This window comes from Pseudanabaena sp. Chao 1811, from assembly GCF_027942295.1.
In the GTDB taxonomy this organism is placed as follows: domain Bacteria; phylum Cyanobacteriota; class Cyanobacteriia; order Pseudanabaenales; family Pseudanabaenaceae; genus Pseudanabaena.
This window is the reverse complement of record NZ_CP101416.1, coordinates 1,868,616-1,895,000: the sequence shown is the minus strand read 5'-3', so window position 1 is coordinate 1,895,000 and position 26,385 is coordinate 1,868,616. Positions and strand designations below refer to the sequence as shown.

Annotated in this window: 22 protein-coding genes, 2 tRNA genes and 2 rRNA genes (1 of these 26 cut by a window edge); 14 read left to right on the top strand and 12 right to left on the bottom strand. The window is 44.2% G+C overall.

The features are described from left to right. The 7 genes from NMG48_RS08820 to NMG48_RS08790 all read right to left on the bottom strand — a co-directional run. Positions 1-895: ribosomal RNA gene (locus tag NMG48_RS08820) — 23S ribosomal RNA — on the bottom strand; it reaches 1,927 nt to the left of the window's first position. A gap of 184 nt (positions 896-1,079) precedes the next feature. After that, a tRNA-Ala gene (locus tag NMG48_RS08815) sits at positions 1,080-1,155 on the bottom strand. A 51-nt stretch (positions 1,156-1,206) separates the two neighbouring features. Continuing rightward, positions 1,207-1,280, bottom strand: a tRNA-Ile gene (locus NMG48_RS08810). 131 nt (positions 1,281-1,411) lie between these two features. Then, positions 1,412-2,897, bottom strand: a 16S ribosomal RNA gene (locus NMG48_RS08805). The 16S and 23S rRNA genes sit together here with 2 tRNA genes alongside, the layout of an rRNA operon. 703 nt (positions 2,898-3,600) lie before the next feature. Next, complete coding sequence (locus NMG48_RS08800; RefSeq protein WP_271254878.1) at positions 3,601-4,788, bottom strand: vWA domain-containing protein; 1,188 nt, start codon at positions 4,786-4,788, stop codon at positions 3,601-3,603. Continuing rightward, a complete protein-coding gene (locus NMG48_RS08795) occupies positions 4,785-7,169 on the bottom strand; it encodes a DUF5682 family protein (RefSeq protein ID WP_271254877.1) in 2,385 nt (794 codons plus the stop codon). Before NMG48_RS08795 ends, NMG48_RS08800 begins: the two co-directional genes overlap by 4 nt. Before the next feature lie 2 nt (positions 7,170-7,171). Then, positions 7,172-8,338: an ATP-binding protein gene (locus NMG48_RS08790; RefSeq protein WP_271254876.1), complete on the bottom strand. Its 1,167-nt coding sequence runs from the start codon at positions 8,336-8,338 to the stop codon at positions 7,172-7,174. 1,124 nt (positions 8,339-9,462) lie between these two features. Between NMG48_RS08790 and NMG48_RS08785 the strand changes: the two genes are divergently transcribed. Further along, positions 9,463-9,675 carry a GmrSD restriction endonuclease domain-containing protein gene (locus NMG48_RS08785; protein ID WP_271254875.1) on the top strand — a complete coding sequence of 71 codons (213 nt, stop codon included), beginning with the start codon at positions 9,463-9,465 and terminating at the stop codon, positions 9,673-9,675. A gap of 16 nt (positions 9,676-9,691) precedes the next feature. Continuing rightward, positions 9,692-10,348 carry a TatD family hydrolase gene (locus tag NMG48_RS08780; RefSeq protein WP_271254874.1) on the top strand — a complete coding sequence of 219 codons (657 nt, stop codon included), beginning with the start codon at positions 9,692-9,694 and terminating at the stop codon, positions 10,346-10,348. Here the strand turns inward: NMG48_RS08780 and sbcD are convergent. Next, positions 10,310-11,596, bottom strand: a complete 1,287-nt coding sequence (gene sbcD / locus NMG48_RS08775; protein ID WP_271254873.1) for an exonuclease subunit SbcD — start codon at positions 11,594-11,596, stop codon at positions 10,310-10,312. The two genes, NMG48_RS08780 and sbcD, sit on opposite strands and share 39 nt — an antisense overlap. 320 nt (positions 11,597-11,916) lie before the next feature. On the opposite strand from sbcD, the gene NMG48_RS08770 reads away from it, so the two are divergent. After that, positions 11,917-12,504: an SMI1/KNR4 family protein gene (locus tag NMG48_RS08770; RefSeq protein ID WP_271254872.1), complete on the top strand. Its 588-nt coding sequence runs from the start codon at positions 11,917-11,919 to the stop codon at positions 12,502-12,504. On the opposite strand, the gene NMG48_RS08765 is transcribed toward NMG48_RS08770, so the two are convergent. Continuing rightward, entirely contained in the window at positions 12,497-13,276 is a 780-nt protein-coding gene (locus NMG48_RS08765) for a class I SAM-dependent methyltransferase (RefSeq protein WP_271254871.1), read from the bottom strand. The genes NMG48_RS08770 and NMG48_RS08765 overlap by 8 nt on opposite strands. Positions 13,277-13,424: 148 nt before the next feature. Here NMG48_RS08765 and NMG48_RS08760 point away from each other — a divergent pair, with 148 nt between their 5' ends. The 8 genes from NMG48_RS08760 to NMG48_RS08725 all read left to right on the top strand — a co-directional run bounded on the left by NMG48_RS08760 (position 13,425) and on the right by NMG48_RS08725 (position 18,395). Then, on the top strand, positions 13,425-13,997 hold the full coding sequence (locus tag NMG48_RS08760) for a Uma2 family endonuclease (RefSeq protein ID WP_271254870.1): 573 nt from the start codon (positions 13,425-13,427) through the stop codon (positions 13,995-13,997). 443 nt (positions 13,998-14,440) lie between these two features. Next, on the top strand, positions 14,441-15,583 hold the full coding sequence (locus NMG48_RS08755; RefSeq protein ID WP_271252192.1) for a transposase: 1,143 nt from the start codon (positions 14,441-14,443) through the stop codon (positions 15,581-15,583). 101 nt (positions 15,584-15,684) lie between these two features. After that, positions 15,685-16,263 carry a hypothetical protein gene (locus NMG48_RS08750; RefSeq protein WP_271254869.1) on the top strand — a complete coding sequence of 193 codons (579 nt, stop codon included), beginning with the start codon at positions 15,685-15,687 and terminating at the stop codon, positions 16,261-16,263. A gap of 188 nt (positions 16,264-16,451) precedes the next feature. Further along, positions 16,452-16,589, top strand: coding sequence for a hypothetical protein (locus NMG48_RS08745; RefSeq protein ID WP_271254868.1), 138 nt, complete (start codon positions 16,452-16,454; stop codon positions 16,587-16,589). A gap of 66 nt (positions 16,590-16,655) precedes the next feature. Further along, entirely contained in the window at positions 16,656-17,066 is a 411-nt protein-coding gene (locus NMG48_RS08740) for a hypothetical protein (protein WP_271254867.1), read from the top strand. After that, the gene (locus tag NMG48_RS08735) at positions 17,059-17,244 is read left to right on the top strand and encodes an HNH endonuclease (RefSeq protein ID WP_271254866.1); all 186 of its coding nucleotides are present in this window, start codon (positions 17,059-17,061) and stop codon (positions 17,242-17,244) included. Before NMG48_RS08740 ends, NMG48_RS08735 begins: the two co-directional genes overlap by 8 nt. A gap of 337 nt (positions 17,245-17,581) precedes the next feature. Further along, a complete protein-coding gene (locus NMG48_RS08730) occupies positions 17,582-17,743 on the top strand; it encodes a hypothetical protein (protein WP_271254865.1) in 162 nt (53 codons plus the stop codon). A gap of 175 nt (positions 17,744-17,918) precedes the next feature. Then, the gene (locus NMG48_RS08725; RefSeq protein ID WP_271254864.1) at positions 17,919-18,395 is read left to right on the top strand and encodes a DUF29 domain-containing protein; all 477 of its coding nucleotides are present in this window, start codon (positions 17,919-17,921) and stop codon (positions 18,393-18,395) included. A gap of 18 nt (positions 18,396-18,413) precedes the next feature. On the opposite strand, the gene clpS is transcribed toward NMG48_RS08725, so the two are convergent. Then, entirely contained in the window at positions 18,414-18,722 is a 309-nt protein-coding gene (gene clpS, locus NMG48_RS08720) for an ATP-dependent Clp protease adapter ClpS (RefSeq protein ID WP_271254863.1), read from the bottom strand. Between the two features lie 269 nt (positions 18,723-18,991). On the opposite strand from clpS, the gene glcD reads away from it, so the two are divergent. Together glcD and NMG48_RS08710 are read left to right on the top strand one after the other, a co-directional pair. Continuing rightward, a complete protein-coding gene (glcD, locus tag NMG48_RS08715; protein ID WP_271254862.1) occupies positions 18,992-20,485 on the top strand; it encodes a glycolate oxidase subunit GlcD in 1,494 nt (497 codons plus the stop codon). Positions 20,486-20,569: 84 nt separating this feature from the next. Next, the gene (locus NMG48_RS08710; protein WP_271254861.1) at positions 20,570-21,316 is read left to right on the top strand and encodes a cytochrome c biogenesis CcdA family protein; all 747 of its coding nucleotides are present in this window, start codon (positions 20,570-20,572) and stop codon (positions 21,314-21,316) included. Positions 21,317-21,359: 43 nt separating this feature from the next. On the opposite strand, the gene NMG48_RS08705 is transcribed toward NMG48_RS08710, so the two are convergent. Further along, positions 21,360-21,791, bottom strand: a complete 432-nt coding sequence (locus NMG48_RS08705; protein WP_271254860.1) for a hypothetical protein — start codon at positions 21,789-21,791, stop codon at positions 21,360-21,362. Between the two features lie 302 nt (positions 21,792-22,093). On the opposite strand from NMG48_RS08705, the gene NMG48_RS08700 reads away from it, so the two are divergent. Further along, positions 22,094-25,276 (top strand): CHAT domain-containing protein, encoded by a 3,183-nt coding sequence (locus NMG48_RS08700; RefSeq protein WP_271254859.1) that lies wholly within the window; start codon positions 22,094-22,096, stop codon positions 25,274-25,276. Positions 25,277-25,284: 8 nt separating this feature from the next. Here the strand turns inward: NMG48_RS08700 and dusA are convergent, their stop codons facing one another. Beyond that, a complete protein-coding gene (gene dusA, locus NMG48_RS08695) occupies positions 25,285-26,331 on the bottom strand; it encodes a tRNA dihydrouridine(20/20a) synthase DusA (protein ID WP_271254858.1) in 1,047 nt (348 codons plus the stop codon). Positions 26,332-26,385 lie beyond the last annotated feature (54 nt).

The window sequence follows — 26,385 nt, the reverse complement described above, 5'->3', positions numbered from 1 at the left end:
TCAGTGCTTTACCCCCAGACTATAATCAATACCGCTATGCCTCAACATATTTCGGGGAGAACCAGCTAGCTCCGGGTTCGATTGGCATTTCACCCCTAACCACAGGTCATCCGCTGATTTTTCAACATCAGTCGGTTCGGACCTCCACTTGGTGTTACCCAAGCTTCATCCTGCCCATGGTTAGATCACCCGGGTTCGGGTCTATATACAGTGACTATCGCTCTTATCAAACTCGCTTTCGCTTTGGCTTCGGGATTTTCCCCTTAACCTGCCACTGCATATAAGTCGCCGGCTCATTCTTCAACAGGCACACGGTCAGTCGTTTAATCGACCTCCCATTGCTTGTAAGCTTACGGTTTCATGTTCTATTTCACTCCCCTTCCGGGGTTCTTTTCACCTTTCCCTCGCGGTACTGGTTCACTATCGGTCACAAGTGAGTATTTAGCCTTACCGGGTGGTCCCGGCGAATTCACACGGAATTTCTCGTGTACCGTGCTACTCAGGATCCAGCTTGCCAACTTTAACTTTTAATTACGAGGCTTTCACTCTCTTTGGCGTGTCATTCCAAACACTTCATCTAATCTCTGTTGTACATTATTGCTGTCCTATAACCCCAATCAGTCTTGCCGATTGGTTTGGGCTCTTTCCCGTTCGCTCGCCGCTACTTAGGAAATCATTATTTATTTTCTCTTCCTTCAGCTACTAAGATGTTTCAATTCGCTGAGTTCGCTCTTTCCCGTCTATTTTATTCAACGGGCAGTATTTAGGGTTGCCCCATTCGGAAACCTGCGGATCAGGGCTCGCTTCCAGCTCCCCGCAGCTTATCGTAGGTAACCACGTCCTTCATCGCCTTCTTGTGCCTAGGTATCCACCGTAAGCCCTTTGTAGCTTGACCTCTGTATCTCTACTTTGGATCTACTTGCTTCTTAATTACTATTACTATGCAGTTTTCAAGGTTCTTTCTAAATTCTCGCTCTCGCTAGAATTTAGCAGTCTCTCTAGTTTTTTGTCTTATGTGACATGACTAGATGAGTTGCTAAACTCTTGCTCTTGCTTTTGTTGGTCTTTCGTTAGTAGTTTGGTGGAGATAAGGAGATTCGAACTCCTGACTTCCTGCGTGCAAAGCAGGCGCTCTACCAACTGAGCTATATCCCCAGAGTTAACTATTGCTTTTGGCTTTTTGCCTCTAGCTTTTAGCTTCTCAAGTGGGCCATACTGGACACGAACCAGTGACCTCACCCTTATCAGGGGTGCGCTCTAACCAACTGAGCTAATGGCCCGTTTGTTCTTAGCCAAATTTAGAACCTGACTTAGTTTGAAAGCTTTCCAATAAACTTCGTTCGACCTTGGGATGACTTATGCCTGACTTAATTCTGTATTGGTTCAGTCTAGACATAAATAGGTCTCCCTATAAGGAGGTGATCCAGCCGCACCTTCCGGTACGGCTACCTTGTTACGACTTCACCCCAGTCACCAGCCCTGCCTTAGGCGCCTCCCTCCGCGAACGGTTGAGATAACGACTTCGGGCGTGACCAGCTTCCATGGTGTGACGGGCGGTGTGTACAAGGCCCGGGAACGTATTCACCGCAGTATGCTGACCTGCGATTACTAGCGATTCCGCCTTCATGCAGGCGAGTTGCAGCCTGCAATCTGAACTAAGACCGGGTTTATGAGATTAGCTTGCATTCGCATGCTCGCGACTCTTTGTCCCGGCCATTGTAGTACGTGTGTAGCCCAAGGCGTAAGGGGCATGATGACTTGACGTCATCCCCACCTTCCTCCGGTTTGTCACCGGCAGTCTATCTAGAGTGCCCAACTTAATGATGGCAACTAAATACGAGGGTTGCGCTCGTTGCGGGACTTAACCCAACATCTCACGACACGAGCTGACGACAGCCATGCACCACCTGTGTTCCAGCTCCCGAAGGCACTCCTCCCTTTCAAGAGGATTCTGGACATGTCAAGCCTTGGTAAGGTTCTTCGCGTTGCATCGAATTAAACCACATACTCCACCGCTTGTGCGGGCCCCCGTCAATTCCTTTGAGTTTCAATCTTGCGACCGTACTCCCCAGGCGGGGTACTTAACGCGTTAGCTACGGCACTGACCGGGTCGATACGGCCAACACCTAGTACCCATCGTTTACGGCTAGGACTACTGGGGTATCTAATCCCATTCGCTCCCCTAGCTTTCGTACTTCAGCGTCAGTTGAGATCCAGCAGGACGCTTTCGCCACTGGTGTTCTTCCAGATATCTACGCATTTCACCGCTACACCTGGAATTCCTCCTGCCCCTATCTCTCTCTAGTCTTACAGTTTCCATTGCCTTTCCAAGGTTAAGCCTCGGGCTTTGACAACAGACTTATAAAACCGCCTACGTACGCTTTACGCCCAATAATTCCGGATAACGCTTGCATCCTCCGTCTTACCGCGGCTGCTGGCACGGAGTTAGCCGATGCTTATTCGTTAGGTACCGTCATTATCTTCCCTAACAAAAGAGGTTTACAATCCACAGACCTTCGTCCCTCACGCGGTATTGCTCCGTCAGGCTTTCGCCCATTGCGGAAAATTCCCCACTGCTGCCTCCCGTAGGAGTCTGGACCGTGTCTCAGTTCCAGTGTGACTGGTCATCCTCTCAGACCAGTTACCGATCGTCGCCATGGTGTGCCGTTACCACTCCATCTAGCTAATCGGACGCAAGCTCATCTACAGGCATTTAAACTTTCACCCGAAGGCACATCCGGTATTAGCAGTCATTTCTAACTGTTGTCCCGAACCTATAGGTAGATTCTTACGCGTTACTCACCCGTCCGCCACTAGTACCGAAGTACCCGTTCGACTTGCATGTGTTAAGCATACCGCCAGCGTTCATCCTGAGCCAGGATCAAACTCTCCATGGTGTCTATCAGTTTCAAGATTTCTCTCTACTCCCTCTAGCTTTTTTCCTTTCGGATGGGTTTGACTTTTTTTTGCTTTTCGCTTATCCTGTCGGATAGCTGGTTATTTTTCAATAATCCAGTCTTTATTTTCTTGACGAGGTTTATTGGTTTCTTAAAGCTTTCAAACTATTCTTTTGTCTAGGTTCTCGCGCCTTTCCTTTCAGTTCGGTTCGCTTCGCTTTCGCTTGGCTCCCCTTCAGCGCTTTATTAATATAGCTACCTTAAATCCCTTTGTCAACTACTTTTCCGAAAAAGTTTTTTTGAGTCTCCTCTGCTAGAGCTGAATACCTTCCTAGGTAAAGCTTAGATAGTGAAATATGTTTTCTTTCTTTAGAGCTTTACTTTGGTTTTTAACACTCGCTCATCTTTAAAACCATGATCAATCATATAAATCTCTTAAATATGTTGGTAGATGATTTACGATGACTGGCAAAGATGTTTATATATTAGATTTTCGCTTTTTTAGACAGTCTTAGTAATATCCAACTTGTTACCTCTTATTACAAAGCAAATCTAGCAAGATCATCTTAAGATCAAGTGCAACATACTCAAAAAGTTGATCTATTTTTGCCGTAGGGGTTTCTATGCAATTAATTAAGTTGTTGACAACCAACAATTTCTGCAAAGCAACTGGCAGAATTTGATTTTGTTACTCTCACCCTTTTTACCTCAACTCTCTTGTAGCTGCCCATTGGCTAATATCTTGACGATTGATTGCGGCAGCCATCAAATCAGGGAACAGGTCTGGGGTACAAGCAAAAGATGGCACACCAAAACTAGCGATCGCTGACGTATTATTGTGGTCATAGGACGGCGCACCATCATCGTTTAAAGCTAATAGGGTAATGAATTGCACGCCTGAAGCCACTAATGCCGCAATCCGTTTTAGCATTTCTTGGTTATTCCCCCCTTCATATAGATCACTAATTAATACAAAAATTGTTTCGTGGGGCTGACGTATTAAACCTTGGCAATAGGCGATCGCTTGATTAATATCTGTGCCTCCACCTAATTGTGTGCCAAAAAGAACCTCTACTGGGTCTTGGAGTAATTCTGTTAAATCGACCACGACAGTGTCAAAAACCACCATACTTGTTTTGACCGCAGGTAGGGTGGCTAACACGGCACTAAAAATTCCTGCATAAACTACGGAAGTTGCCATTGAGCCACTTTGATCGACACAGAGAATAATGTCTCGCAAGGAAGAGCGCTTGCGTCCGTAGCCAATGCGTGTTTCAGGAATAACGGTGCGATATTCAGGCTGATAATTTTTGAGATTAGCGCGAATAGTGCGATGCCAATCAATTTCATTATGGCGAGGACGAAGGTTGCGGGTGGCGCGATTGAGACTGCCTAGTACTGCTTGCCTTGTAGGATTTTCTAATTTGCGCTGAAGTTCTTCAACTACTCGCCCCACTACTATCCTTGCAGTCTCTTTGGTTTTACTAGGCATGATGCCACTAAGGGATAAAAGATTTGATACTAAATGAACATCTGGCTCGATCGCTTCGAGCATTTCGGGTTCTAGTAGCATTCTCTGTAAGTTTAATCTTTCTAGAGCATCCTGTTGCATGATCCTGACAACGGAAGTTGGGAAAAAAGTACGAATATCCCCTAGCCATCGCGCCACCTTGGGTGATGAACTGCCTAAGCCACCTTTACGATCTTGAGAACCGTCGGGAGCATCATCATTGCCATACAAGGCTCCTAAGGCTCCATCCATAGCTAAGTCGCGATCGCTAAGACAACCTCCACCAATACCATCCGCTGCACCGCCACCAAGGATTAATCGCCATCGGCGCAGGCGTTCGGCGGTAGATTGTTGCGAATTAGGATTATTTGTTTGTGTCATAGATTAATACCAAGTAATTGGGCAATCGCAGGTAAAATTGCCTCGGCTCTTGCAATATCGAGATTGGAGAAATTAGAATCGCTACTTATGGTGATTTGATTTGCTTGATTGCGTTTGACTCGTTCTCCAATTTGGCGGCGTTCGGGGGCGGGGAAAGTGGCGAAGGTGCGGCGGAGTAATGGCAAAACTAAATCAAAGGTATCCGTTGAAAGTTTTGTGACCCAGTTATCGAGAACTTGCCAAAGGCGATCATCATGGAGCAGGACTAAACCACTGCCCTTGAGTAAACCTTCCACCCATGCAGCAGCTTGGCTCGGTTCATTGGCTAGGGATAGAAATAGACCCATGCGCGTTTCCACATCGTTGGCGGTAAATATACCTGCATCGAGAAGTAAGCGACAACAGCAACCCGCTAACAGTCCATGCAGTCCCGATTGATCGGCGAGTTGAGAGAGAACACCATTCCATGCTTCCGCATATTCAGAATTTTGTAAGAGCAGAATTGCCCGATTAACAGCGATCGCTAATTCGTACATCGCTGCCGACGCTTCGTCGTTGAGGGAAGCACAAGCAACGGGCAGACCCACACAAATGCGGGTAATTAAGCCATCCATCACTTGGGCAACAATATTGGTATCGATTTGGCGGACATTACCATAGCGCAGGAGATTGGCGAGAGGTGGAACGGATTGCATTAGGTGAGAGATATCGGCAGCGATCGCTGCTTCCGCTTGGAGTCGTACCATCAAGTAACTAGCTGCATCACCAAGATTCGCCAGCAGAACTTTATCCACTAGTTTTGTAAGTGTCGGTAAATCCTTGGCTTCGTTGGCTTGATTGCGGGTAAAAGCCGTCGCCGCTTCGATCAGCGTTTGTCCCCATACACCTGCTTCTACCAGTCTGACCGCAAATTCTGGTTCCCATTGCAACTGCCAAGATTCTTTAAAGGTTCCTTTGCTACTGCTGTACTGGGTTCTACCCCAAGGGATATTGAGCAAGGCTAAGCGATAGAGTAAATGCGATCGCTCTAAATCATTAGCATTACGCAAATCTAGCTCTAGGGTTTTGGTGTCGGGCTTGAGGCGGAGTCGCTTTTGTTGACGGATTAAGTCCTGCTGCAACGGAACCATTGGCGTATCGTCAGGGACTCTGCCCATGCGATCGCCGACAATCAATTCCTGATGAATAAACTGCATCGGTAATGGATCGCCAAAACATAGCACCGATTGAATCGCTTCGTTGAGTTCGGGCAATCCCGCTAAGGGGCGATCGCGCATTGCCGATAATGCTTCAGCGAGGCGCACGGCTTCGATCACACTTGCAGAAGAAGCATCAATATCTTTGGTGCGTAAAAGTCTTGCCACGCGAGTAATCCAACGGATTGCGACTTGTCTGGAACTATGGTGGAAGTTATGCCAGAGCTGGTCATACCATCCTGGGGAAACTACGCCAGCACCGTAACCACTAGCGATCGCTAATCTTCCGTAAGTCCAAGGAATCCAAGTTGCTTCCACTTTGACTTTAGGTAATCCTTTGAGAATTGCAGTATCATTCTTGGCAGGTGGCAAATTCACCAGAGCAGGGGCGTGCCAAGCACCACAGACGACAGCGATGCGTTCTTTGCCTTCGGAAAGCGTAGTGCGGATGGTTTGTCGCATATGGGCCTCACGCTGTTGTTCGAGTAGGCGATCGGCGTGACTTTCTGACAAATCTTCGGCAGCATCTAATTCTTCTCTTAAAGCCGTCATCGCTTCTAAAATCGCCGCAAATAGTTCATGACTATCGCGCCGATGTTCCACCATATATTCCCACCAGCGCTCACCATCGCTAAATCCTGCCGCTTCCGCTAGCCAACCAAGCGGATCTTGGCGATAAAGTCTTAAATCAGATTCAGGAGTTACTTGGGGAGCTACTTCAGGAGATGGTGCAGGAATTGACTCAGAATCTGGCTCATTCTCTTCTGGAGAACTTATTTCTGATTCTGGATTAACCTCTGTTTGTTCTTTCTCTTTAATCGCCAAACGATGGGCTTGCGGCAAATCCATAAACTTGATGGGAATATTACGCTCTAACCCATAGCGAATTGCTTGCCATTCGGGAGAGAAGATCGCAAAGGGGTAGTAGACAGAATTTTCGGGGCGATCGCTGGCATAAATGAGGATGGCAACAGGCGGCTGCATTTCCTCTCTGATTACAAAGGGCAGCAGGGCTTGAGCATCGGGCGGCGCTTCAATCAGAATGGCATCAGGTTGCAGTTGTTCGAGAGCTTGGCATAAACTCCGCGCTGAACCAGATCCATGATGGCGAATGCCGAAAATATGGACTTTATCAGTATTATTTTTAGAGCTAGTAGAACTAGAGGCTTGGCGATCGCTCTTCAAGTTTAATCAACCTCCCGACAAGCGCGATATAAATCTTTCCAGTTGTCCCGTTCCTTCACCACCGTTTCTAAATATTCTTTCCAAACAAGCTGATCCTGTACGGGATCTTTGACCACTGCACCGATCAGGCTAGAGGCAACATCCCCAGCGCGTAAATAGCCATCGCCAAAGTGAGCCGCCAGTGCTAAACCACTATTCACCACTGAAATTGCTTCGGCGGTGCTGAGTGTGCCACTGGGGGATTTGAGCTTGGTTTTGCCGTCACTGGTCACACCATTTCGCAGTTCGCGGAAAATGGTGACAATGCGACGCACTTCTTCGAGGGCAGGAGGTTCGGCGGGTAATTCGAGGGCGCGACCGAGGCTTTCTACGCGACGCTGGACAATCTCCACTTCTTCATCGGCACTATCGGGTACTGGCAGAATCACGGTATTAAAGCGCCGCTTTAGCGCACTAGATAGCTCATTCACGCCGCGATCGCGATTATTCGCTGTGGCAATCACGTTAAATCCCCTTGTAGACTGCACTTCCGAATTCAGTTCAGGAATTGGTAAAGTCTTTTCCGAAAGAATCGTAATCAAAGTATCTTGGACATCGGAAGGAATGCGGGTTAATTCTTCTACTCTCGCGATTTTGCCATCTGCCATCGCTCGCATCATCGGACTCGCCACTAGCGCCGCCATTGAGGGACCATCGGCTAGCAATCTGGCATAGTTCCAGCCATAGCGAATTGCTTCTTCGCTAGTTCCTGCTGTGCCTTGAATCAACAAAGTGGAATCCCCAGAGATGGCGGCGGCTAAATGTTCAGACACCCATGATTTGGCGGTCCCTGGAACTCCAAAGAGGAGCAAGGCGCGATCAGTGGTGAGCGTAGCGATCGCAATTTCAATGATGCGTTTGTTGCCGATATATTTCGGAGAAACCTCAAAGCCGTTATCTAGCTTGCCACCGAGGAGATAGGTAGACACTGCCCAAGGCGATAGCTTCCAATTGGGAGGATGTTGTTTCGTATCGATCTTGGCTAGCTCTGCTAACTCCTCCGCAAATTGATTTTCGGCATGTTCGCGCAGTAGGGTTGATACTGAGGTAGTTACTGTTGTGGCTACTTCGGTATTGTCTACTTTTGCCTTGGCAGTTCTAGAGGTTTTGGCTGGTTTTTCCGTATTCATAGAAATATACGATCAAGGGAGTTAAGTTCCCTTTAGTCTTTTGATCTGGTTCATTTTAACAGAATGTTTAGAATGATCAGTAGTTGTAACAGCATGTTAAATTCCCCCTTTAGTTAAAGATTTTCAAACTTTTGTTTTTTGCTAGAAATTAGAAAAACTAAGCGATCGCCTTCTAACCGTTATTTCCTCCCCTCAAGTTCTAAGCGATCGCTTAGGAGAATAAGATAGCTTCATTCTGTAGTCCCCTAAACTGGTCAAAGATATTAAGTAGGCAAGCATAAGTAAACTGAAGATAAGAATCCAAAATTTTTCAGGTATTAGCCACTTATCGCTATAGCTGCACTAGGTAAAAGTATTAACTTTTCTTTGGCATCACTACTTAGTTTTATTTATTTCTTTTTAATAGGATTTTTATCCTTTTCAACAGGAGGTGTGGGGAATTTGCATTTTACAGATATTTCCATACTGCCTTCTGTGGAGCCTTCAGTAAAAATGATGCCAGTTTTGCCACCAAATTTAATGGGCACTGGTCAGTTAATGAGTGAGGTGTAAAATAGAGGTAGAGTCATGAAGAAAAGCATAGAAAGTCCCTACTGCCAGAGCGAAAAGACAGTCAAGAATGACAAGGATTACCACCAAGATGGAAAAGAGATCCAGAATTATTTATGCAAAGGATGTGGCAAGTGATTCAACGAACGAACAGGAACGGCAATGTCAAGACTTAGAACACCAACTAGTATAGTTAGTTTCCTTTGCTATGAAGATGAATCGGACTATATCATCGACCACTTTCCGTGCTGGAGTTACTATCATTGTGTGGCTTTTATTCCCTCACGTCTTAACTGACTAGTGCCAAATTTTAGGGGAACTCCAAGAGATCTATCCTGACGATAAAGTTTTTAAATCTGCCTTTGCAGATAAGGAACTCAAAACCACCAACTCACGCAATAAGAAAATTGTTCGCTATATCTTATTCCAAATTGAAAAGCAAATTTCAGGTCAGGTATTTGACTTTGAAAGCGATACATATATAATTTGGAGCATATATCTCCGAAAACTCTTCCGAAGCTCGGTCATATATCGAAGAACAAAATCAAGATAAATTTATTTATCGTATCGGGAATATGCCCCTAATCGAGAAGAAGGCTAATCGGAAGATTGATAATGAGGGTTACTCGGAAAAGATTGAGGTATTTCAGGAAATTTGCTTCAAAATTACCTCTGCCATTCCTGAAAAGTACGATCAATGGAATGAAGCAAAAATCTCATCTCGACAAATGTACTTTGCTGGAATTGCTACAGCTATTTGGAAAGTTGATCTACTGAGAAAAAATTAGCGGAAGGCAGATGTTGGTGGATTTTCATACACATCATGATCGGATCGTTCCTGATCTGATAAATGTACAGACTCTGCATGTGACTGCTGAATTGCGAAGTGCAGAGTTGCCGCAGATTTGCAGTTTGGGTTTGCATCCTTGGTTTGTGGAAGCGACTTCATGGCAAGATGCTTGGGAAAACATTGAAGTATTAGCAAAATTGCCACAGGTAATCGCGATCGGGGAATGTGGACTCGATCGCCAAATTACATTACCTATAGATTTCCAAATTGAAATTTTCCAGAAACATATTCACCTTGCCGAATCATTGCGGAAGCCTCTAGTAATTCATTGTGTAAGAGCCTTTGCTGAATTAATTGCGCTTAAGAAAAGCTCTAAATCTTCAGTTCCTTGGATTATTCATGGCTTTCATAAAAAGATGGAAGTCTTTCAGCAATTGCTCAAGCATGATTTTTACTTCTCTTTTGGGACAGCAATTTTAAGTGATCGCTCTCCTGTGATTCAGGCGATCGCTAATGTTCCCGATGGTAGATTTCTCCTCGAAACCGATGATCGACAGGATATAAGTATCAAGCAAATTTATGATCGCACTGCTACATTGCGTCAAGTATCCCTTGAAACTTTGCAAACGCAATTACTCGAAACTTATCACCAATTGACTAGATTGAGCTGAGTCAGGAACAGGATCGATGCTATCCATTCCTACCCCAATTTCACTGAGCAATTCTTGAGCAGCATTGAGCATTTCAGGTTCGAGATTTTTGAGGTCTTCGCGAGTACTGAGATAGGTTTTGAGAGCAGTCATCGGATCGAGTGCCTCGGCGGTACTGAGATCGGGTAGGCGAGTGCGTGGATTTTGGCTGACGACTTCAGGGATTAGGGAATAGTTATGGGCGCTTTCCATTGCCTCATGCAAGATGCGATCATCAATCAGGGCTAACTGTTCGGCTTTGATTTTGTAAATTAAACGGGCGATCGCATTGTCGATTTTTCCTTTCTGAATCGCCTTGAGTAATTTCCCCTGCGGATCTTCGGATTGAGTAACATCAACTTCCATCGTCCGAAAGGCGCGAGTGGGAATAGGACAAAATTCAAACCTGACATTCCCCTTTTCTACTTCTAGCCAACAATAGCCCTTAGATTCATTTTCTTCTCCAAAATCCACACGCTCAATGCTCCCCGGATAAACCACAAGTGGTTGCGTGGCAAGAATTTGATGGCGATGCACATGACCGAGGGCTACATAGTCAAAAGCTTCACGAGTGAGCATAGATAGAGGAATTGTGAAGCCTTTGCCTGCGGCGAGAAACCGCTCTGCACCGTAGGTTGCGGTGTCCACCATTACATGGGCTAATAAAATCGTCGGTAATTTAGAATCGAGTTGACGGATTTCGCCTTCTAGAACTACTTGTAAGCGATCGATCAGAAATTGACTGACTTCACTCATGGAAAATCCTTCTGTTTCCGACTTCGTAAGCAATGTCGATCGCGTAATCCAAGGTAACGTAATAATCTGGATATCCCCTGCATTGGTGGCAATCCGATGGGTAGCGATCATGTCGCCGACGGTGAAGTTCGGCACGGCGAGACTGCGATAGATGGCAAGACTCGCGCCGCCAATCCCCTGTGAATGTTGGTCATGATTGCCTACCAATAGCACTGTAGGAATTCCTGCATCGGCGAGGCGGCGAAATTGCTTGGCAAAGGCTTGCTGGACTAATGGTGGTGGTGTGGCATCAGGGAAGGCATCACCACCAAAAAGAACGATATCGGCGGGTTCGTTAATTGCGCGATCGATACAGATGGTCAGTGCAGCTACAAAGTCCTCTAGGCGGGTGTTCAGTCCTGTTTGAGGATTGACTTTACCGTGAGTCGTGCTGCCTAGATGGATATCAGAAAGATGTAAAACTTTTATCGCCATGCGCTTAAGGGATTAGTAACATAAGAACGCTAATTTTTCTTTGGTGATGATGATGACTAAACTCGTTAGCTTGAGACTATTTTGGCATAGTTTGATCAGACTGAATGGAGATCGCTTTGTTGACTTGCTCGGCATTGGTCAGCTAAGCAGGGATAGGGTCTGAAACGACCATTTCATGCCGACAAAATTGATGCAAATACGCCAATCACGCTTTAACTAACCATTGCCGCAGGAGATATCCTCTTGACTTTCAGCCTGTATGCCATATATTCAGATTAGACAGAAATTTTCCATCTAATGCTCAAGTTTGATAGAGAAATATGCAAGAAATCTGGTTAAGAATTGAAGATTGGTTGAGAGTTAATGCTCCCAAATGTATTGACGTACTAGGATCAGGAGCCTCTGACATTCAAATCAGTGAATTAGAGGAATACCTCTCTATCCAACTCCCTGAAGATGTCAAGGCATCCTATCGCATTCATAATGGACAAACAGCCTATGAATATGGATTAATTAATGGGTGTGAATTCTTGTCTCTAGAACGGATTAAAGATGAATGGCAGATTTGGAAAGATCTTCTAAATAGTGGAACCTTTCAGTCTGAAGATGGGCAAGATCAAGGATGTGACCCTGATTTAGGAGTGGCTAATGTTTGGTGGAGTGCAAAATGGATACCTCTGACCTATGACGGTTGTGGTAATCATGATTGCTTAGATTTAGCTCCTGCGGAAGGTGGAAAAGTAGGACAGATTATCTCAATGTGGCATGATGATCCTGGGAGAAAGATTATTGCACCGAGTTTTCGAGATTGGTTACAGAGCTATGCAGAGGGATTAGAGTCAGGAAAGTTCGTTTTTTCAGATGAATATAATGGCATAGTCAATGCCGAAGATGTGGCATTCACTTAATCTCACAGAGGTAATAAAGCCACATATCAGTGTTATTACTCAAATCCTGTTCTGTTATCAGTTCTAATCCACTTTGCCAAGAATACATTTTAACATTATCAAAATCTGCTTGTAATTGCTTTAATTGCTCTTGTGGTCTCACGTAATATTGCTTTAAACGGAAATTGTGAGATTCATCTTGAATGATTTCATAGTCAGCATCTTTGATCTGCTGTCGAGAAATTGAACGGTTGAAAAAGCGCAAAAGACCAAACATGATCAAGTTAACGTAGGTTGTTAGAGGATTTAAGCTAATCTTATTCTTCCAGTTAAATTCTCTTTCTAGCCCTTGGAGACTATGGCTTGAGAAGAAGAAATATCCTCCCGATTTACCAATTCGGCTAATTTCTTGCAGCACTTGCAATCGATCTGGATGGGAAAGCACATCAATACCATTGAAGCTAAATAGAATAAAGTCGAAGGAATTATCGGGAAACTGGCTCATATCCCTAGCATCGACCACTTCAAACAGTTTTGCTTGAGTCTGAAAGCGTTTCTGACAAGCTGCAATCATCTCTTCTGAATAATCAATGCCAGTATATTCCTGAACAACTCTAGAGAAATGTTGAGTAGTACGTCCTCCCCCGACACCAATATCCAGCATTTTCATACTTGACCATTCATTGCGAAGCAAATCGAGGATGGTTTGTTCAGCAGGTTGTAATTGGCGTAATTGGCTATAGTGATGAACAATCTCACGAGCTATATAAACTTGATGATTTTGATCAGCCATGATGCCCCATGACTGAAAGAGAATTCTGGCAGGTTACTTGCATTTAAAAACCAAAAGAGGCAGGCTCATCAACATACCATTTTGAGGGCAACAACTATCGATGCGATCGGTGATAATTAGTCTAAGCAAAACCATTGGAGAAATAACAATGACTGTTGCAACTACACCCAAAATGACCTTTGAGGAGTTCCTCGAATATAGCGATGGGACAGATGCTTTATATGAGTTAGAAAATGGAGAACTAATTCCAGTGTCTTCGGAAAGTGATATTAATCAACTAATTGCTGTATTTTTATTGATCTATTTTTCTCAAATAGGAATTCCCGCTAATCGTCTCAGAATGAAGGCAGAAATAGCGGTGCATAGCCGACAGGTAAATGTACGCATCCCTGATTTAGTGGTTTATTCTGAAGAATTGGCGATCGCTATGCAAGGTGCAACCCGATCGCTAATATTACTAGATATGCCACCACCGTTGTTAGTAGTTGAGGTAGTCAGCCCTAATCAAGCAAGTCGAGATTATCGCTATAAGCGCACAGAGTATGCGGCGAGGGGTATTGCTGAATATTGGATTGTCGATGCGATCGCCCAAAAGGTAACAGTATTAGAATGGGTGGAAGGGTTTTATGAAGAGAGAGTTTATGAGGGTGATCAAGCGATCGCTTCGCCGATATTTCCCGAACTTCAGTTAACGGCTGCTCAAGTTTTACAAAATTGTTAATGGTCAACGATATTACAGCGATCGCGAAACTATGGTACAAGCAATGCACGAATGTTTAGCTTTGTTTGGAGTTTTATGCGGATTGTTTTGTGCGATCGGGCTAGAAATTTTTTGGCTTTTGCTATCTCGTATTAACCAGCATTTGTCTAGATAACTAACCAATATGGGGTTTTATCCAGACAAATCCTTTATAGTAAGCGAAATAGTTGTGTTATCCAGAAAATTTCTATATAGTTGTCGTGATCAAAGTGATTATGCAAAAATTTCAGTACGATTATTAGTTAGACTACTTTAGGTTGAGATGGTCTTTAAGGCTTGTCATGTTAGCATTTAAAGCAAGCAAGTTAACTATGTTAACTGAGAACTTGCACCATTCTGGAAAGGGGTTGCAAAGAGAGTAAAGATGTGAAAAAAAGGGCGTAGTAGTAAATTAAATAACGATTATGGAAAGCATCGTTAAGCACGCCCAAGGTTTAGTGTATAGCCTAATTTGTCTGATGCCAAGTGTGTATCAAAAAGCAAGTCTGAATGCAATATTAGGGCTATTTCTGGAAGCGCAAGGGCATCCCTATCCAGAACATACACAGGTAAAATCAGCGAGTGCATTAAGCCGATTTCTCAATCACTATAACTGGTCAACAAGAGGACTAATTCGAGCAACAAGGCTGTCAATTTTGGGGCAAATCGCCAAGCATCGCCCATCGAAGAGAGTGCCATTAAAGATACTGATAGACCTGACCACCTTAGAAAAAAGCGGCAAGTTTTTACATTTGAGCAATCCCACCCCAAACGAACCAGACCCATGGGTGAGAATCCTCAACGGAAAGCGAGGACTACATCTGGTTGTACTGTATCTGGTCTATGGAGAGTGGCGCGTACCATGGAGTTTTAGAGTATGGCGCGGCAAAGGATACTCCAGTCCCTCTGACTTAGCTTGTAAGTTATTGGGGACAGTACCCAAGCAACTAACCCAAGGCAAGACTGTGATTGTCCTTGCTGATACTGAGTTTAGTACGGTGAAGTTTTTCAATGCTGTCCGCGCCAAGTCTTGGCGCATCGTTGTCGGTGTCCGCAACAATCGTAAACTTCAAGATGGACGTACCGTCAAACAACTTTATCCCCATGGCAAACGTGGACAACTAATTTTACTGGAAGGGCTAAGTACGCCTTTGACGATCTCTTGGTTCTGGCTCAAAAGAGCCGATAGTAAACGGGAGTTACGCTTTGTGGTCTCTTCTCATCCTTATTCTGGCGCTTATCTGGTGATGTTAGGTCGTAAGCGTTGGGCGATTGAGGGATTCTTCAAAACCATCAAACATCGCTTTGGTTTGCATTGTTTTGGGCAATCTACAAAACTTGGCGTTTATCGTTGGCTTATCCTCTCTCTGCTTTCTTATCTTTTGGCTCATTGGATTGATCAATGGTCGTTTCCTCCCATCTTGGACTGGAAAGCTACCTGTGATTTAACCCTTTCTGTTTTATTCCCTTCTGTCCTTTGGTTGAAACTTCTCAGGTATCTTCAAATTAGTGCCGATATTGCTGCTCGTCATGGCTTTGAAATTATTCTCAAACCCATTCCCACTTGACTCTTTCACGAATGCTGCAAGATCTCAGTTAAAGTTCATCTTGATAAAGTTTGACTTTTCAAAGGAACTCTGGGTTTAGAATCCTGAATAGGAGTAGGTCAATGCGAAGCCGTTTTGAGGATTTAACTAAAAAGATTTCGCAAGAATTCAGCGAAGCATCATCGAAAGGCAATACTGTAAACGTGCCCAGCTACCTGAAACCTGTTTCAGATAAGGATGAAGCGAAGAAGCAGTATTGGGAAGTAGACAAGATTCGATCAGATATTCGCTACCTTAAATCATCAGTTGAGAGAAGACTCTCTGAAATTCAGGCTCTCATTAAGAATCCTGACGAGATTCGCAAACTACTGACAACCTCCGATGAAACGTTCTCGGAGGCTCTAGGAAAGGGAATTATGGAAGCTGCTTTTAACGCGAGCAATGAAGGAGTAAATTGGAGTATTGATGCAAGGATAAAACACGCTACATGGGATCTTGAAAGACTATACAAAAACAACAAAGACCTACCAAGCAAATTTGATGCACCCATCAAGCAACTAGATAATTTGCTAAAACCACTTGAGAGTCAGTTAGAATGGCATGAAAAAAGCCCATTGACAGATGGTGCGGCAAAAGTAGCTGGTGCTGTGTGGAGTTTCGGTGCTTCCCTCTTATCTAAAAAGGATAAGAATAAGTCTTAATTCTGCCTTGTATTTTGAGTGTGATCAGCAGTCTAACAATTTACTTGGAGCGCACTGGCTAAAGAACTTGGTGTACTGTTATAAAATATGTTTTCAGGCGCTCAAGAGAACCTTTATACCGAATCGATACGACCGTTAAAGTTGTCTGTTTCGAGTCAAGATTAGGCTGTCAAAAATGGGTTGTTTCTTTGTTGAGTTCCGAGAAGTTATCGGCGATCGCTTTCAAGATGTGTTCCGCCGCAAAGACTAATACTTATTATGCGATCACACTTAAATACACTGGAGGCGATCGCTTTCAATTTTTGGAAATGCGATCGCACGGATAAAATAGCACTCTTGCTATAATGTTCAACAAGAATATGTAATCTACAACCTGTCAAAGGTCAGCACACATGGCTACAGTTCAGTTTAAATCAGAGATCAGCATAGAACTCGATCAACTACTTGCTGGAGTAGCGCAACTAGATACACCTGACTTAGAAAAACTACTCATTCAAGTTCGACAGGTGCTTGCACATCGCCAAAAGCCTAATCTACCTGCAATAGAAATCGAACTACTGCAAAAGATTAATCAAACCTTACCCGACGAAGTACAACAGCAATACAACGGCTTAAGCGAAAAAATGCGATTGGGAGTGATCACCCCTAACGAACATCAAGAACTACTCAAACTTATCGACATTGTTGAACAAAATGATGCCGATCGCCTACAACATCTGATCCAACTAGCACAATTACGGAATATTTCCTTACCCGAACTGATGCAACAGTTAGATATTCATCCTCAACCAGTCCATGTCTAGACGATACATCACTGCCATAGAGGAGCGTCAAATCATAGAACGCGCCAATCGTCTCTGTGAATATTGTCGAAGTTCTATGGACTATTCCGCACAGCCATTTGTGATTGACCATATTATTCTGATCGCTGAAGATGGAAAAACAGATTTAGAGAACTTAGCCTTCTCCTGTGGTGGATGAAACGGACACAAATATACAAAAATCCAAGCGCTAGATCCAGTCAGTAGAGAAGTTGTATCTCTTTACAATCCAAGACGGCAAAATTGGCGAGATAATTTTGTTTGGAGTGATGACTTTCTTCGGGTGGTTGGATTAACCGCGATCGCAAGGGCTACTATCAACGCGCTTCAATTGAATCGATCTGGAGTTCTCAATATGCGAAGATTGCTCCTTATGGCAGGGCTACATCCACCTATTGACAAATAATCGTGACGATTTTTGCGATCGCCTTCAACTTTTGGGCATTTGCTGCTTTTTTCACTTGTTATGATGAACCTGTAGAGATTATCACCCTGTCATGAAATATCCTCTCCATACCCAATCTAAACCTGTTTCAGGGCTTGCTGCGAAGAAACTCCTAGAAGAGATCGACGCTGGCGGAGCAATTGTTAACGATCAAATGCTTGCTCTTGCAAAGCGCATTGCTGCCCGTCGTCGCAAAACACAGAAGCACGGATAGTTCTGGTAAATTCAATCTTGGAATGGAAGATCTATATCAAAGCAGAAATGATACCATTGGGTCACTATTAACTGAAACCCAAGTTCTACAAAGTCCTTAGCATAAAAGTCATTAGAATATAAGTATGGGTGGTGTTTCTCGCAATCTCAGCCAAAAAACGACTAACAGAGGTGTCATGATGCTAAATACAAGTGATTTGCCTAATCTGACTTCTCATCACTCTGTCAATAGTTACGAACAAGACTTTTACGGATGGACACAGGAACAAGCAAAATTGCTACGTCTTGGACAATTACAGGGTTTAGATTTAGAGAATTTGGCGGAGGAGATTGAATCCTTGGGTAAGCAACAGCAACAGGAATTACGCAATCGCTTTGGAGTTTTGATTGGGCATTTACTCAAGTGGGAATACCAACCCCAACTACGAGGCAAAAGTTGGCGTATCACCATTGACTTACAGCGCGAGGAAATTCAAGAGCTTTTAGTTGATAACCCTAGTCTCAAGCCCTATGTCGAAGAAGCGATCGCTAGATCCTACAAACAAGCGATCGCTCTTGTTGTCAAAGAAACACCTTTCGACAAGAAGGACTTACCATCAATATGTCCCTATAACACCGTGCAAATTCTTAATCAAGATTTTTATCCGAACTAGCTTCAAAAGATTATTGGCTTACTCAGCTTCGAGAGGAGCCATCGTTAAGCCCGATTGCTTTAACTGCGCGTGATAAAGCTCAGCCTGCTCCATTGGTCCCACCCAAACGATCGCTAAGCCTTCAAAATGGATTTGATTGGTTAATTCCCAAGCAAGATCATCCGTCATGTTTGGGATGTATTTCATTAAACACTCAGAAACATGTTCAAAAGTATTGAAATCGTCATTCAACACAATGACCTTATATTTGGGGTAAGGCTTGCGTACTATTTCCCGCACGGTATCTTTAACTTTTTCGGGAGTTTGCACAGCAGCAAAAATAGCCATAATCTCAACTAACGCTCTATGTGTTAATTATAACGTGAGTTCGATAACGGCGCTTCGCGCCGCACAAGTGGCGGAAAATGGTAAAAATCGCTTAGCGATTTTTACCATTTTCCGCCTTCGTCGAACTGACGTTAATTATAGCGGTAGCCAATTGTGTTAGGAAACCCAAAGCCTAAAAGAGAGTTGCGGTATGCTCTATAACTCTCTTTTGGGCTTTATGTCTAAAAGCGCTGTAGGATAAAATTTAGTTGTTACTTTGACCTTACAACATGACTGCGATCGCTACTATTCCTCAAACCGCATCATCACAACCTATTGATTGGCAAGCGATCGCTAACGCCTTTATCGAGATTGTTGGCGATCGCTATGTTGTCCGTACTCGCGAAGAGCTAATCGCCTACGAGTGTGACGGACTGACCAGCTACAAACAACAACCTGCGATCGCTGTTTTGCCGAATACTACTGAGGAAGTAGCAGCAGTTGTAAAAATATGCGATCGCTACAAACTTCCCTTTGTGGCGCGGGGTTCGGGGACAGGGCTATCAGGGGGCGCGTTACCCTTACCTGAATCCGTACTGATTATTACCTCACGGATGCGAAAGATCTTAGAAGTTGATCTCGAAAACCAGCGCGTAGTCGTGCAACCGGGGGTAATCAATAACTGGGTGACGCAAGCTGTCAGTGGTGCAGGCTTCTACTATGCTCCCGATCCTTCTAGCCAAATCATCTGCTCTATCGGTGGTAATGTTGCCGAAAACTCAGGGGGAGTGCATTGCTTAAAATATGGGGTGACGACCAATCATGTGCTGGGGGCAAAAATAGTATTACCCGATGGCTCAATTAAAGATATCGGCAGCAAAATCCCCGAAAGTCCGGGGTATGATCTCACGGGCATTTTCGTTGGTTCCGAAGGAACCCTTGGCATTACCACCGAAGTTACATTAAAGATTCTCAAATCGGCGGAATCCATCCAAGTACTCTTAGCAGATTTCACCACCGTAGAAGCCGCAGGCTCAACTGTGTCTGACGTAATCAGTGCTGGCATCATTCCGGGGGGAATGGAAATCATGGACAACATGAGCATCAATGCCGTAGAGGATACAGTTGCCACCAATTGCTATCCCCGTGACGCAGCATCCATTCTCTTAATTGAGATTGATGGCTTAGAGAGTGAAGTTGCTGAAAATGCAAAACGAGTCGAAGCTATTTGTTATCAAAATGGAGCTAGGAATGTGACTACGGCTAGCGATCCTGAACAAAGGCTCAGACTTTGGAAGGGTAGAAAGGCAGCCTTTGCAGCGATGGGTCGTCTCAGTCCTGACTACTATGTGCAAGATGGTGTGATTCCCCGCACCAAGTTGACCTATGTGTTACAAGAGATTGCCAGACTGAGTGAAGAATATGGCTACTATGTTGCCAATGTCTTCCATGCAGGAGACGGGAATTTACATCCATTAATTTTGTATAACAATGCCGAAGCTGGTGCTTTAGAAACCGTAGAAAAATTAGGCGGTGAGATCCTCAAACTCTGTGTGCGCGTAGGTGGTAGCATTTCGGGCGAACATGGCATCGGTGCGGATAAGAAATGCTATATGCCAGAGATGTTTAGCGAGTCAGACTTAGAAACGATGCAATGGGTGCGTGAGGCATTTGACCCACAAGGGATTGCTAATCCCACCAAAATTTTGCCAACTCCGCGCACCTGTGGTGAAGGCGCAAAACCGAATCATGATACCAAGTACAAATTAATAGATCGTTTCTAACAATATTTTCTAACAATATATTTTCAAAGCATGATGGTTAGCACTTGACTCTATCCATCATGCCTACTAGATCACTACCCGAATATGCTGCAATTTATCGAAACTTTAGCGCGATCGCTACCCAACTGGTTTTATCAACTTGAGCAATGGGCCGATGCTTTGGTAAATAGCCAACTCAATCAAGCCTCATGGACAAGTGTGGGAGTCGTATTTTTAGCAGGACTAGTCACTAGTCTCACCCCCTGCACCCTATCGATGTTGCCACTCACCATTGGCTATATTGGCGGCTATGAGTCAAAAAGCACATGGAAAGCGGCGCTACAGTCCGCTTGGTTCTGTTTAGGATTTGCGATCACTCTGACAGGTTTTGGACTAGCGGCGGCTTTGCTTGGCAAAATCTATGGGCAGACGGCTTGGGGCTGGTCAGTGGTGATGGGAATAATTGCGATCGCGATGGGATTACAGCTATTGGAAGTAATTTCTTTGCGCTTGCCCAGCTTTGGTAATTGGGAAGTATCGCAAAATCTGCCCAAGGGATTGCGATCGCTATTAATCGGTTTATCCTTTGGCTTTGTCGCTTCCCCTTGCAGCACACCAGTATTAGTCACACTTTTAGCTTGGGTTTCAGGCTCAGGCAACTTACTTGTCGGCACAGAGTTTTTGTTAGCCTATGCGATCGGCTCAGTACTACCTTTAGCGATCGCAGGAACATTTACGGGCATCATCAAACAGTTTTTAGAATTGCGGCGTTGGTCAAGTTGGCTCAACTGGGGAAGCGGGATCATTCTCATTGGATTTGGAACTCTTTCCATTTTGAGTAAGATTACATAATCCCTCTTCTCAAAGAGAGTTGTGGTGTAACTCTCTTTTGGGACTACCATTCCCGCTCAAACCTTTCCCACAGATTTTGTAATCTTGGCTCATTAGTAGCATCTGTCAGAACTGAAGCCACAACCGCACGGATCTTCAATAAGTCACCAAAACCAGCACGGATAAAGATTTTGCCAGAGGCAACAGCTTTATCAAGGGAAGATCTACCAAACATAACATCACGCAAAGCTTCACCTGTACTCTCAAAGGAATTATTCGCTTCAGGTTCGGCTTCAGTAATTGTGATCTTTAAGTCCTGACCACCTTCTGCTTGTAGATAAAGACGAGTATCATCGATCGCAATGGTGGCAGATTTACCAGAGGCAATACGGACGATTGCTGCCCATGTATCACCTTGGCGATCGCGCAAAATTTCGATTAATTCTGACATTAGATCTGAGAGAATCTCCATACGAGATGATGAAGATATTGTCATAATTACCACCGATATAATAAAAAGCTGCAAAGATTATAAGTAGTTAAGCATAAGTAAGCTTACAACCCATATTGTTGTGCCGTCCGCGTAGCGGACGGCACAACAATATGGGTTTAGTTGCTAACGATGCTGAGCTACTTAGAATTTTTAGATGCCATCACTTGATTCGTCTCCTATAGCGTTTTACAAATGAATATGCACTCATTTGTAAAACGAAAAAGAATCACAGTAAGGGTTTGCGGTTTTCATTTTGACTACGGCAAAATGAAAACCGCTATAAGCACATTAGGATAGCAATTGCCATGATTCAGCAGCCTAGAACTAATTACTTCAAAATCAAGAGAACTTATCTCCATAACCTTCTCGCCACCTCAATTATTGTAACTAGTTCCTTTTTGCCGTCAGTAATTATTGCTCCATCACCAACAACTGCCCAAACAGCAACAACTCAAACAATTCAAAATGGTGAGTCCCGTAGTTTTCCCATCGCTTTGCAGTCTGGGCAGTTTGTACGGATTCTGGTACAACAGCAGGGAATTGATCTAGTGGTGACGCTATTCAGCCCAGAGGGGAAAGAAATCGCTAATTCCGATAGTCCGAATGAAGATGAAGGTACAGAGGTGATATCCGCGATCGCGAAGGTTTCAGGGGAATATAAACTAGTTATCAAGACTTTAGATCCGAAATTATCGGGGAAATTTAGCTTTGCGATTGAGGACTTACGCATTGCAACCGATGCAGATCGTAAATATATTGCGGCGGAAGTTGCTTTTATGGAAGCGACAAAAATTAATGATGGCAATAGTCAGCAAAAGCAGCAGGCGATCGCTAAATATCTCGAAGCTTTACCCATATTTCGGTCTATGGGTAGAACCTATTGGGAAGCACTTACACTAAAAACAGTTGGTGATATTTATAGTGATTTAGAGAAATATTCCGAATCCCTGAACTATCGCCAGCAAACCCTAACTCTTTTTAAACAAATGGGGGATCTCAAACAATTAGGAAGAATAATCAATAATATTGGCAAAACCTACGAAAAACTTGGAGACTTTCGCAGTGCGATCGCCTCTTATGAGCAGGCAATATCTACCCGCAAATCCATTCGCGATCCATTGGGGGAAGGTGTAACTTTGAATAATTTGGGCTATGCCTACGATACGATTGGGCAACCGAAAACAGCTTTAGAATTTTATGAGCAGTCTCTGAAAATTTGGCGCGAACAGGGGAATCGTAAAGAAGAAGGAAATACTTTACGCAATGTCGGGGCAGTCTATCGGAAGCTCAGTGACTATGCCAAAGCGCTCCAGTTCTATCAACAAGCCTTAGCGATTAACCAAGAAATTGGAGATCGCCGCAATGAGGGCAATACCCTGAATAGTATTGGACTACTCTATAACAACTTAGCTCAACCCAACAAAGCACTAGATTTTTTCCGTCGGTCATTGGCGATCGCTAAGCAAAGAAAAGATCTACGCGCTCAATCATCAATTCTCAGTAATATCGGTCTCGCCTATCGCCGCCTCAAGGAAATTGACAAAGCCTTAGAATCATACTTCCAAGCTTTTCAATTAGCCTTAGATACAGGGGATCTCGGCTCCCAGTCTGTCACCCTCAATAACCTTGCTTCGATCGCGATCGATCAGACAAAGTATGCCGATGCGATGGATTTCCTCCAAAAAGCTCTAGTAGTGGTCAGAAAAGTTGGCGATCGCGTCACTGAAGCCACCATCCTCAATAATATTGGTCTAGTTTCCAAATACCAAGGCAAGCCCAACCAAGCCTTCGCCACCTATCAGCAATCCTTACAATTGGATCGCCAAACAGGAAATCGGCGTGGTGAAAGTATTGCCCTTGGGAATATGGGTGGTTTAATGGCAGAGCAGGGACGTATGGAATTTGCCATTTATTTCTATAAGCTGTCAGTGAATGTCCGTGAGTCAATTCGTAAAGATATCCGCAGTCTCTCCCGTGAAGATCAGAACGCATTTAAACAGTCCGTGTCTGACATCTATCGAGGTCTAGCAAGTATGCTGTTAGAACAGAGGCGAGTCATGGAAGCTTTACAGGTACTAGATCTGCTCAAAGTCCAAGAATTGCAAGACTATCTCCAAGATGTTAAGGGCAATGACATCACCGCTCAGGGAATCGAACTATTGCCACAGGAACAATCTCTATCCAAACTAATTGCTGAAGTTGAATCCCAAGCCAATAGTTTTAATAATGAATTGGACTCACTGCGTAAGCTGCCCAATCCCAATGACACTCAACAAGCAAGAATTGCGGAAATCAGCAAAATCCAACTAGAGGCAAATCAAAAATTGGTCAGTTTATTTGATAGCAATAATGTGCAGACCATCGAGAAAAATCTGCAACAAAATGCGATCGCAGACAACCTCAAACTTAAGGCTTATCTCAGTCTCCAAGAACGTTTAAAAAGCCTCATTCAAACAGCCCAGTTTCCCCAAAGGACAGCCTTATTTTATCCCTTAATTTTAGGTGATCGCCTCGAACTCGTTCTATTTATTCCCGATACTCCCCCTATCCATCGCACCATCAAAATTAGTCAAACTGAATTGCAAAGTGCGATCGCTACTTTTCGCAATGACCTCCAAGATGCCAATTCCTTTGACGTTCAAGATTCAGGCAAGAAACTTTATGAATGGATGATTAAGCCGATTGCCGCAGATCTGCAAAAACATCAAATCCAAACAATTATCTACGCCCCCGATGGACAGTTACGCTATATTCCCCTAGCCGCTCTCTACGACGGCAAGCAATGGTTGATTGAGAATTATGCCATTAATCACATCACGGCAATTAATTTATTCCGCCTCGGTTCGCAAACTGCCTTCAAGCCCAATGTAATTGCGGCTGCCTTTAGTCAAGGCAAGTATGAGTTTAATGTCGGCGAGCAAAAATTTGCCTTTACAGGTTTACCCTTTGCGGGGAAAGAAGTTGAAAATTTAGGTGCGATTATTCCTAATACGACCAAGTTATTTAACTCATCGTTTCAGCGCAATGAAATCATCGAACCAAAGAGCAGTTACAACATTATCCATCTCGCTACCCATGCAGCATTTGTCAGTGGCAAACCCGAAGAATCTTTTATTCTTCTCGGCAATGGCGATCGCCTCAGTCTCCGCGAAATCCAAAATCTGAAAATGCCTGCGGTAGATTTAGTGGTATTAAGCGCTTGCCAAACGGCTTTAGGCGGCGTAGTGGGCGGCGGCGAAGAGATTTTAGGCTTTGGGTATCAAATGCAAAGAACAGGGGCAAAAGCCGCGATCGCATCGTTGTGGACTGTTTCCGATGGCGGTACTCAAGCCCTGATGGATATTTTTTATGGAGAATTACAAAAAGAGAAATTCTCCAAAGTGGAGAGCTTGCGCCAAGCGCAACTATCTCTAATTCGCAGTCCCAAATCTGAATTCAATCATCCCTATTACTGGTCAGCCTTTATTCTAATTGGCAATGGATTTTAAGCATAGATTCATCCTCCCGCTACGCGGGAGGATGAATCTAAATCCGTAACTGCTCTAATTGCCTCGCGGATTACCTCAGAACCTGCGCCAGTAATGCAGGATTTATCGGTGAGAATGCGTTTCCAAAGGCGGCTACCAGCTTGACCATGAAACAGTTGCAACATATGGCGCGTGATTTTATTTAACTTCAAGCCCCTACCAGTCCATGCATCGATATAGGGAATCATTGCCTCAGCAACTTCCACTCGATTACGAATCGGTGACTCATCACCAAAGAACTCGCGATCGCTAGTTGCAAAGAGATAAGGATTGTCATAGGCAGCGCGACCAATCATCACCGCATCAACGTACTGCAAATGCTCATGGGCTTGCTCTAGAGTCGTAAACCCACCATTAATTTCAATAAATAAATGTGGAAACTCTTGCTTTAATCGATGCACATCGGCATAACGCAAAGGTGGAATTTCGCGATTATCCTTGGGACTAAGCCCCTGTAACCATGCCTTTCGCGCATGGACTGAGAAACGCTGACAACCAGCTTCTGAGAGAATGCGTACAAAGTTCTGCATATCCTCATAGCCGTCTAAATCATCAACCCCAATCCGATGCTTGACCGATACAGGAATCTGCGTCGCCGCAACCATTGCCTCAATACATTTCGCAACTAGATGGGGAGTTTTCATTAAGCAAGCGCCAAAATGTCCACTCTGGACGCGATCGCTTGGGCATCCCACATTCAAATTAATTTCGTCATAGCCCATCGCTGCGGCAATCCGCGCACATTCAGCGAGGTCTTGAGGATTGTCGCCGCCAACCTGTAAGGCAAGGGGATTTTCCGCAGACGAGAAGCCCAAAAGATAGTCTTTATCGCCATGCTTAATTGCGGCACTCGTCACCATTTCCGTATAGAGCAAAGTTCGTCGCGTAATCTGGCGCATGAAATATCGATAATGGCGATCGGTGCGATCCATCATAGGCGCAATGCTGAGGGGATAAGTAGGATGGCGATCGCCTGATTTCTGTGTAGAAATTGGCATTTCCGATAGGGTAGTCATGGCAAGATCAAAGCGTTATAGTGGCAGCTAAAAATGAAGCTCTGCTCCTATATA

Coding starts and splice junctions, on each gene's coding strand:
- NMG48_RS08800 (WP_271254878.1), bottom strand. CDS start 4,788: ATGACACAAACAAATAATCCTAATTCGCAACAATCTACCGCCGAACGC.
- NMG48_RS08790 (WP_271254876.1), bottom strand. CDS start 8,338: ATGAATACGGAAAAACCAGCCAAAACCTCTAGAACTGCCAAGGCAAAA.
- NMG48_RS08785 (WP_271254875.1), top strand. CDS start 9,463: ATGCCCCTAATCGAGAAGAAGGCTAATCGGAAGATTGATAATGAGGGT.
- sbcD (WP_271254873.1), bottom strand. CDS start 11,596: ATGGCGATAAAAGTTTTACATCTTTCTGATATCCATCTAGGCAGCACG.
- NMG48_RS08770 (WP_271254872.1), top strand. CDS start 11,917: ATGCAAGAAATCTGGTTAAGAATTGAAGATTGGTTGAGAGTTAATGCT.
- NMG48_RS08765 (WP_271254871.1), bottom strand. CDS start 13,276: ATGGCTGATCAAAATCATCAAGTTTATATAGCTCGTGAGATTGTTCAT.
- NMG48_RS08760 (WP_271254870.1), top strand. CDS start 13,425: ATGACTGTTGCAACTACACCCAAAATGACCTTTGAGGAGTTCCTCGAA.
- NMG48_RS08755 (WP_271252192.1), top strand. CDS start 14,441: ATGGAAAGCATCGTTAAGCACGCCCAAGGTTTAGTGTATAGCCTAATT.
- NMG48_RS08750 (WP_271254869.1), top strand. CDS start 15,685: ATGCGAAGCCGTTTTGAGGATTTAACTAAAAAGATTTCGCAAGAATTC.
- NMG48_RS08740 (WP_271254867.1), top strand. CDS start 16,656: ATGGCTACAGTTCAGTTTAAATCAGAGATCAGCATAGAACTCGATCAA.
- NMG48_RS08735 (WP_271254866.1), top strand. CDS start 17,059: ATGTCTAGACGATACATCACTGCCATAGAGGAGCGTCAAATCATAGAA.
- NMG48_RS08730 (WP_271254865.1), top strand. CDS start 17,582: ATGAAATATCCTCTCCATACCCAATCTAAACCTGTTTCAGGGCTTGCT.
- NMG48_RS08725 (WP_271254864.1), top strand. CDS start 17,919: ATGATGCTAAATACAAGTGATTTGCCTAATCTGACTTCTCATCACTCT.
- clpS (WP_271254863.1), bottom strand. CDS start 18,722: ATGGCTATTTTTGCTGCTGTGCAAACTCCCGAAAAAGTTAAAGATACC.
- glcD (WP_271254862.1), top strand. CDS start 18,992: ATGACTGCGATCGCTACTATTCCTCAAACCGCATCATCACAACCTATT.
- NMG48_RS08710 (WP_271254861.1), top strand. CDS start 20,570: ATGCTGCAATTTATCGAAACTTTAGCGCGATCGCTACCCAACTGGTTT.
- NMG48_RS08705 (WP_271254860.1), bottom strand. CDS start 21,791: ATGACAATATCTTCATCATCTCGTATGGAGATTCTCTCAGATCTAATG.
- NMG48_RS08700 (WP_271254859.1), top strand. CDS start 22,094: ATGATTCAGCAGCCTAGAACTAATTACTTCAAAATCAAGAGAACTTAT.
- dusA (WP_271254858.1), bottom strand. CDS start 26,331: ATGACTACCCTATCGGAAATGCCAATTTCTACACAGAAATCAGGCGAT.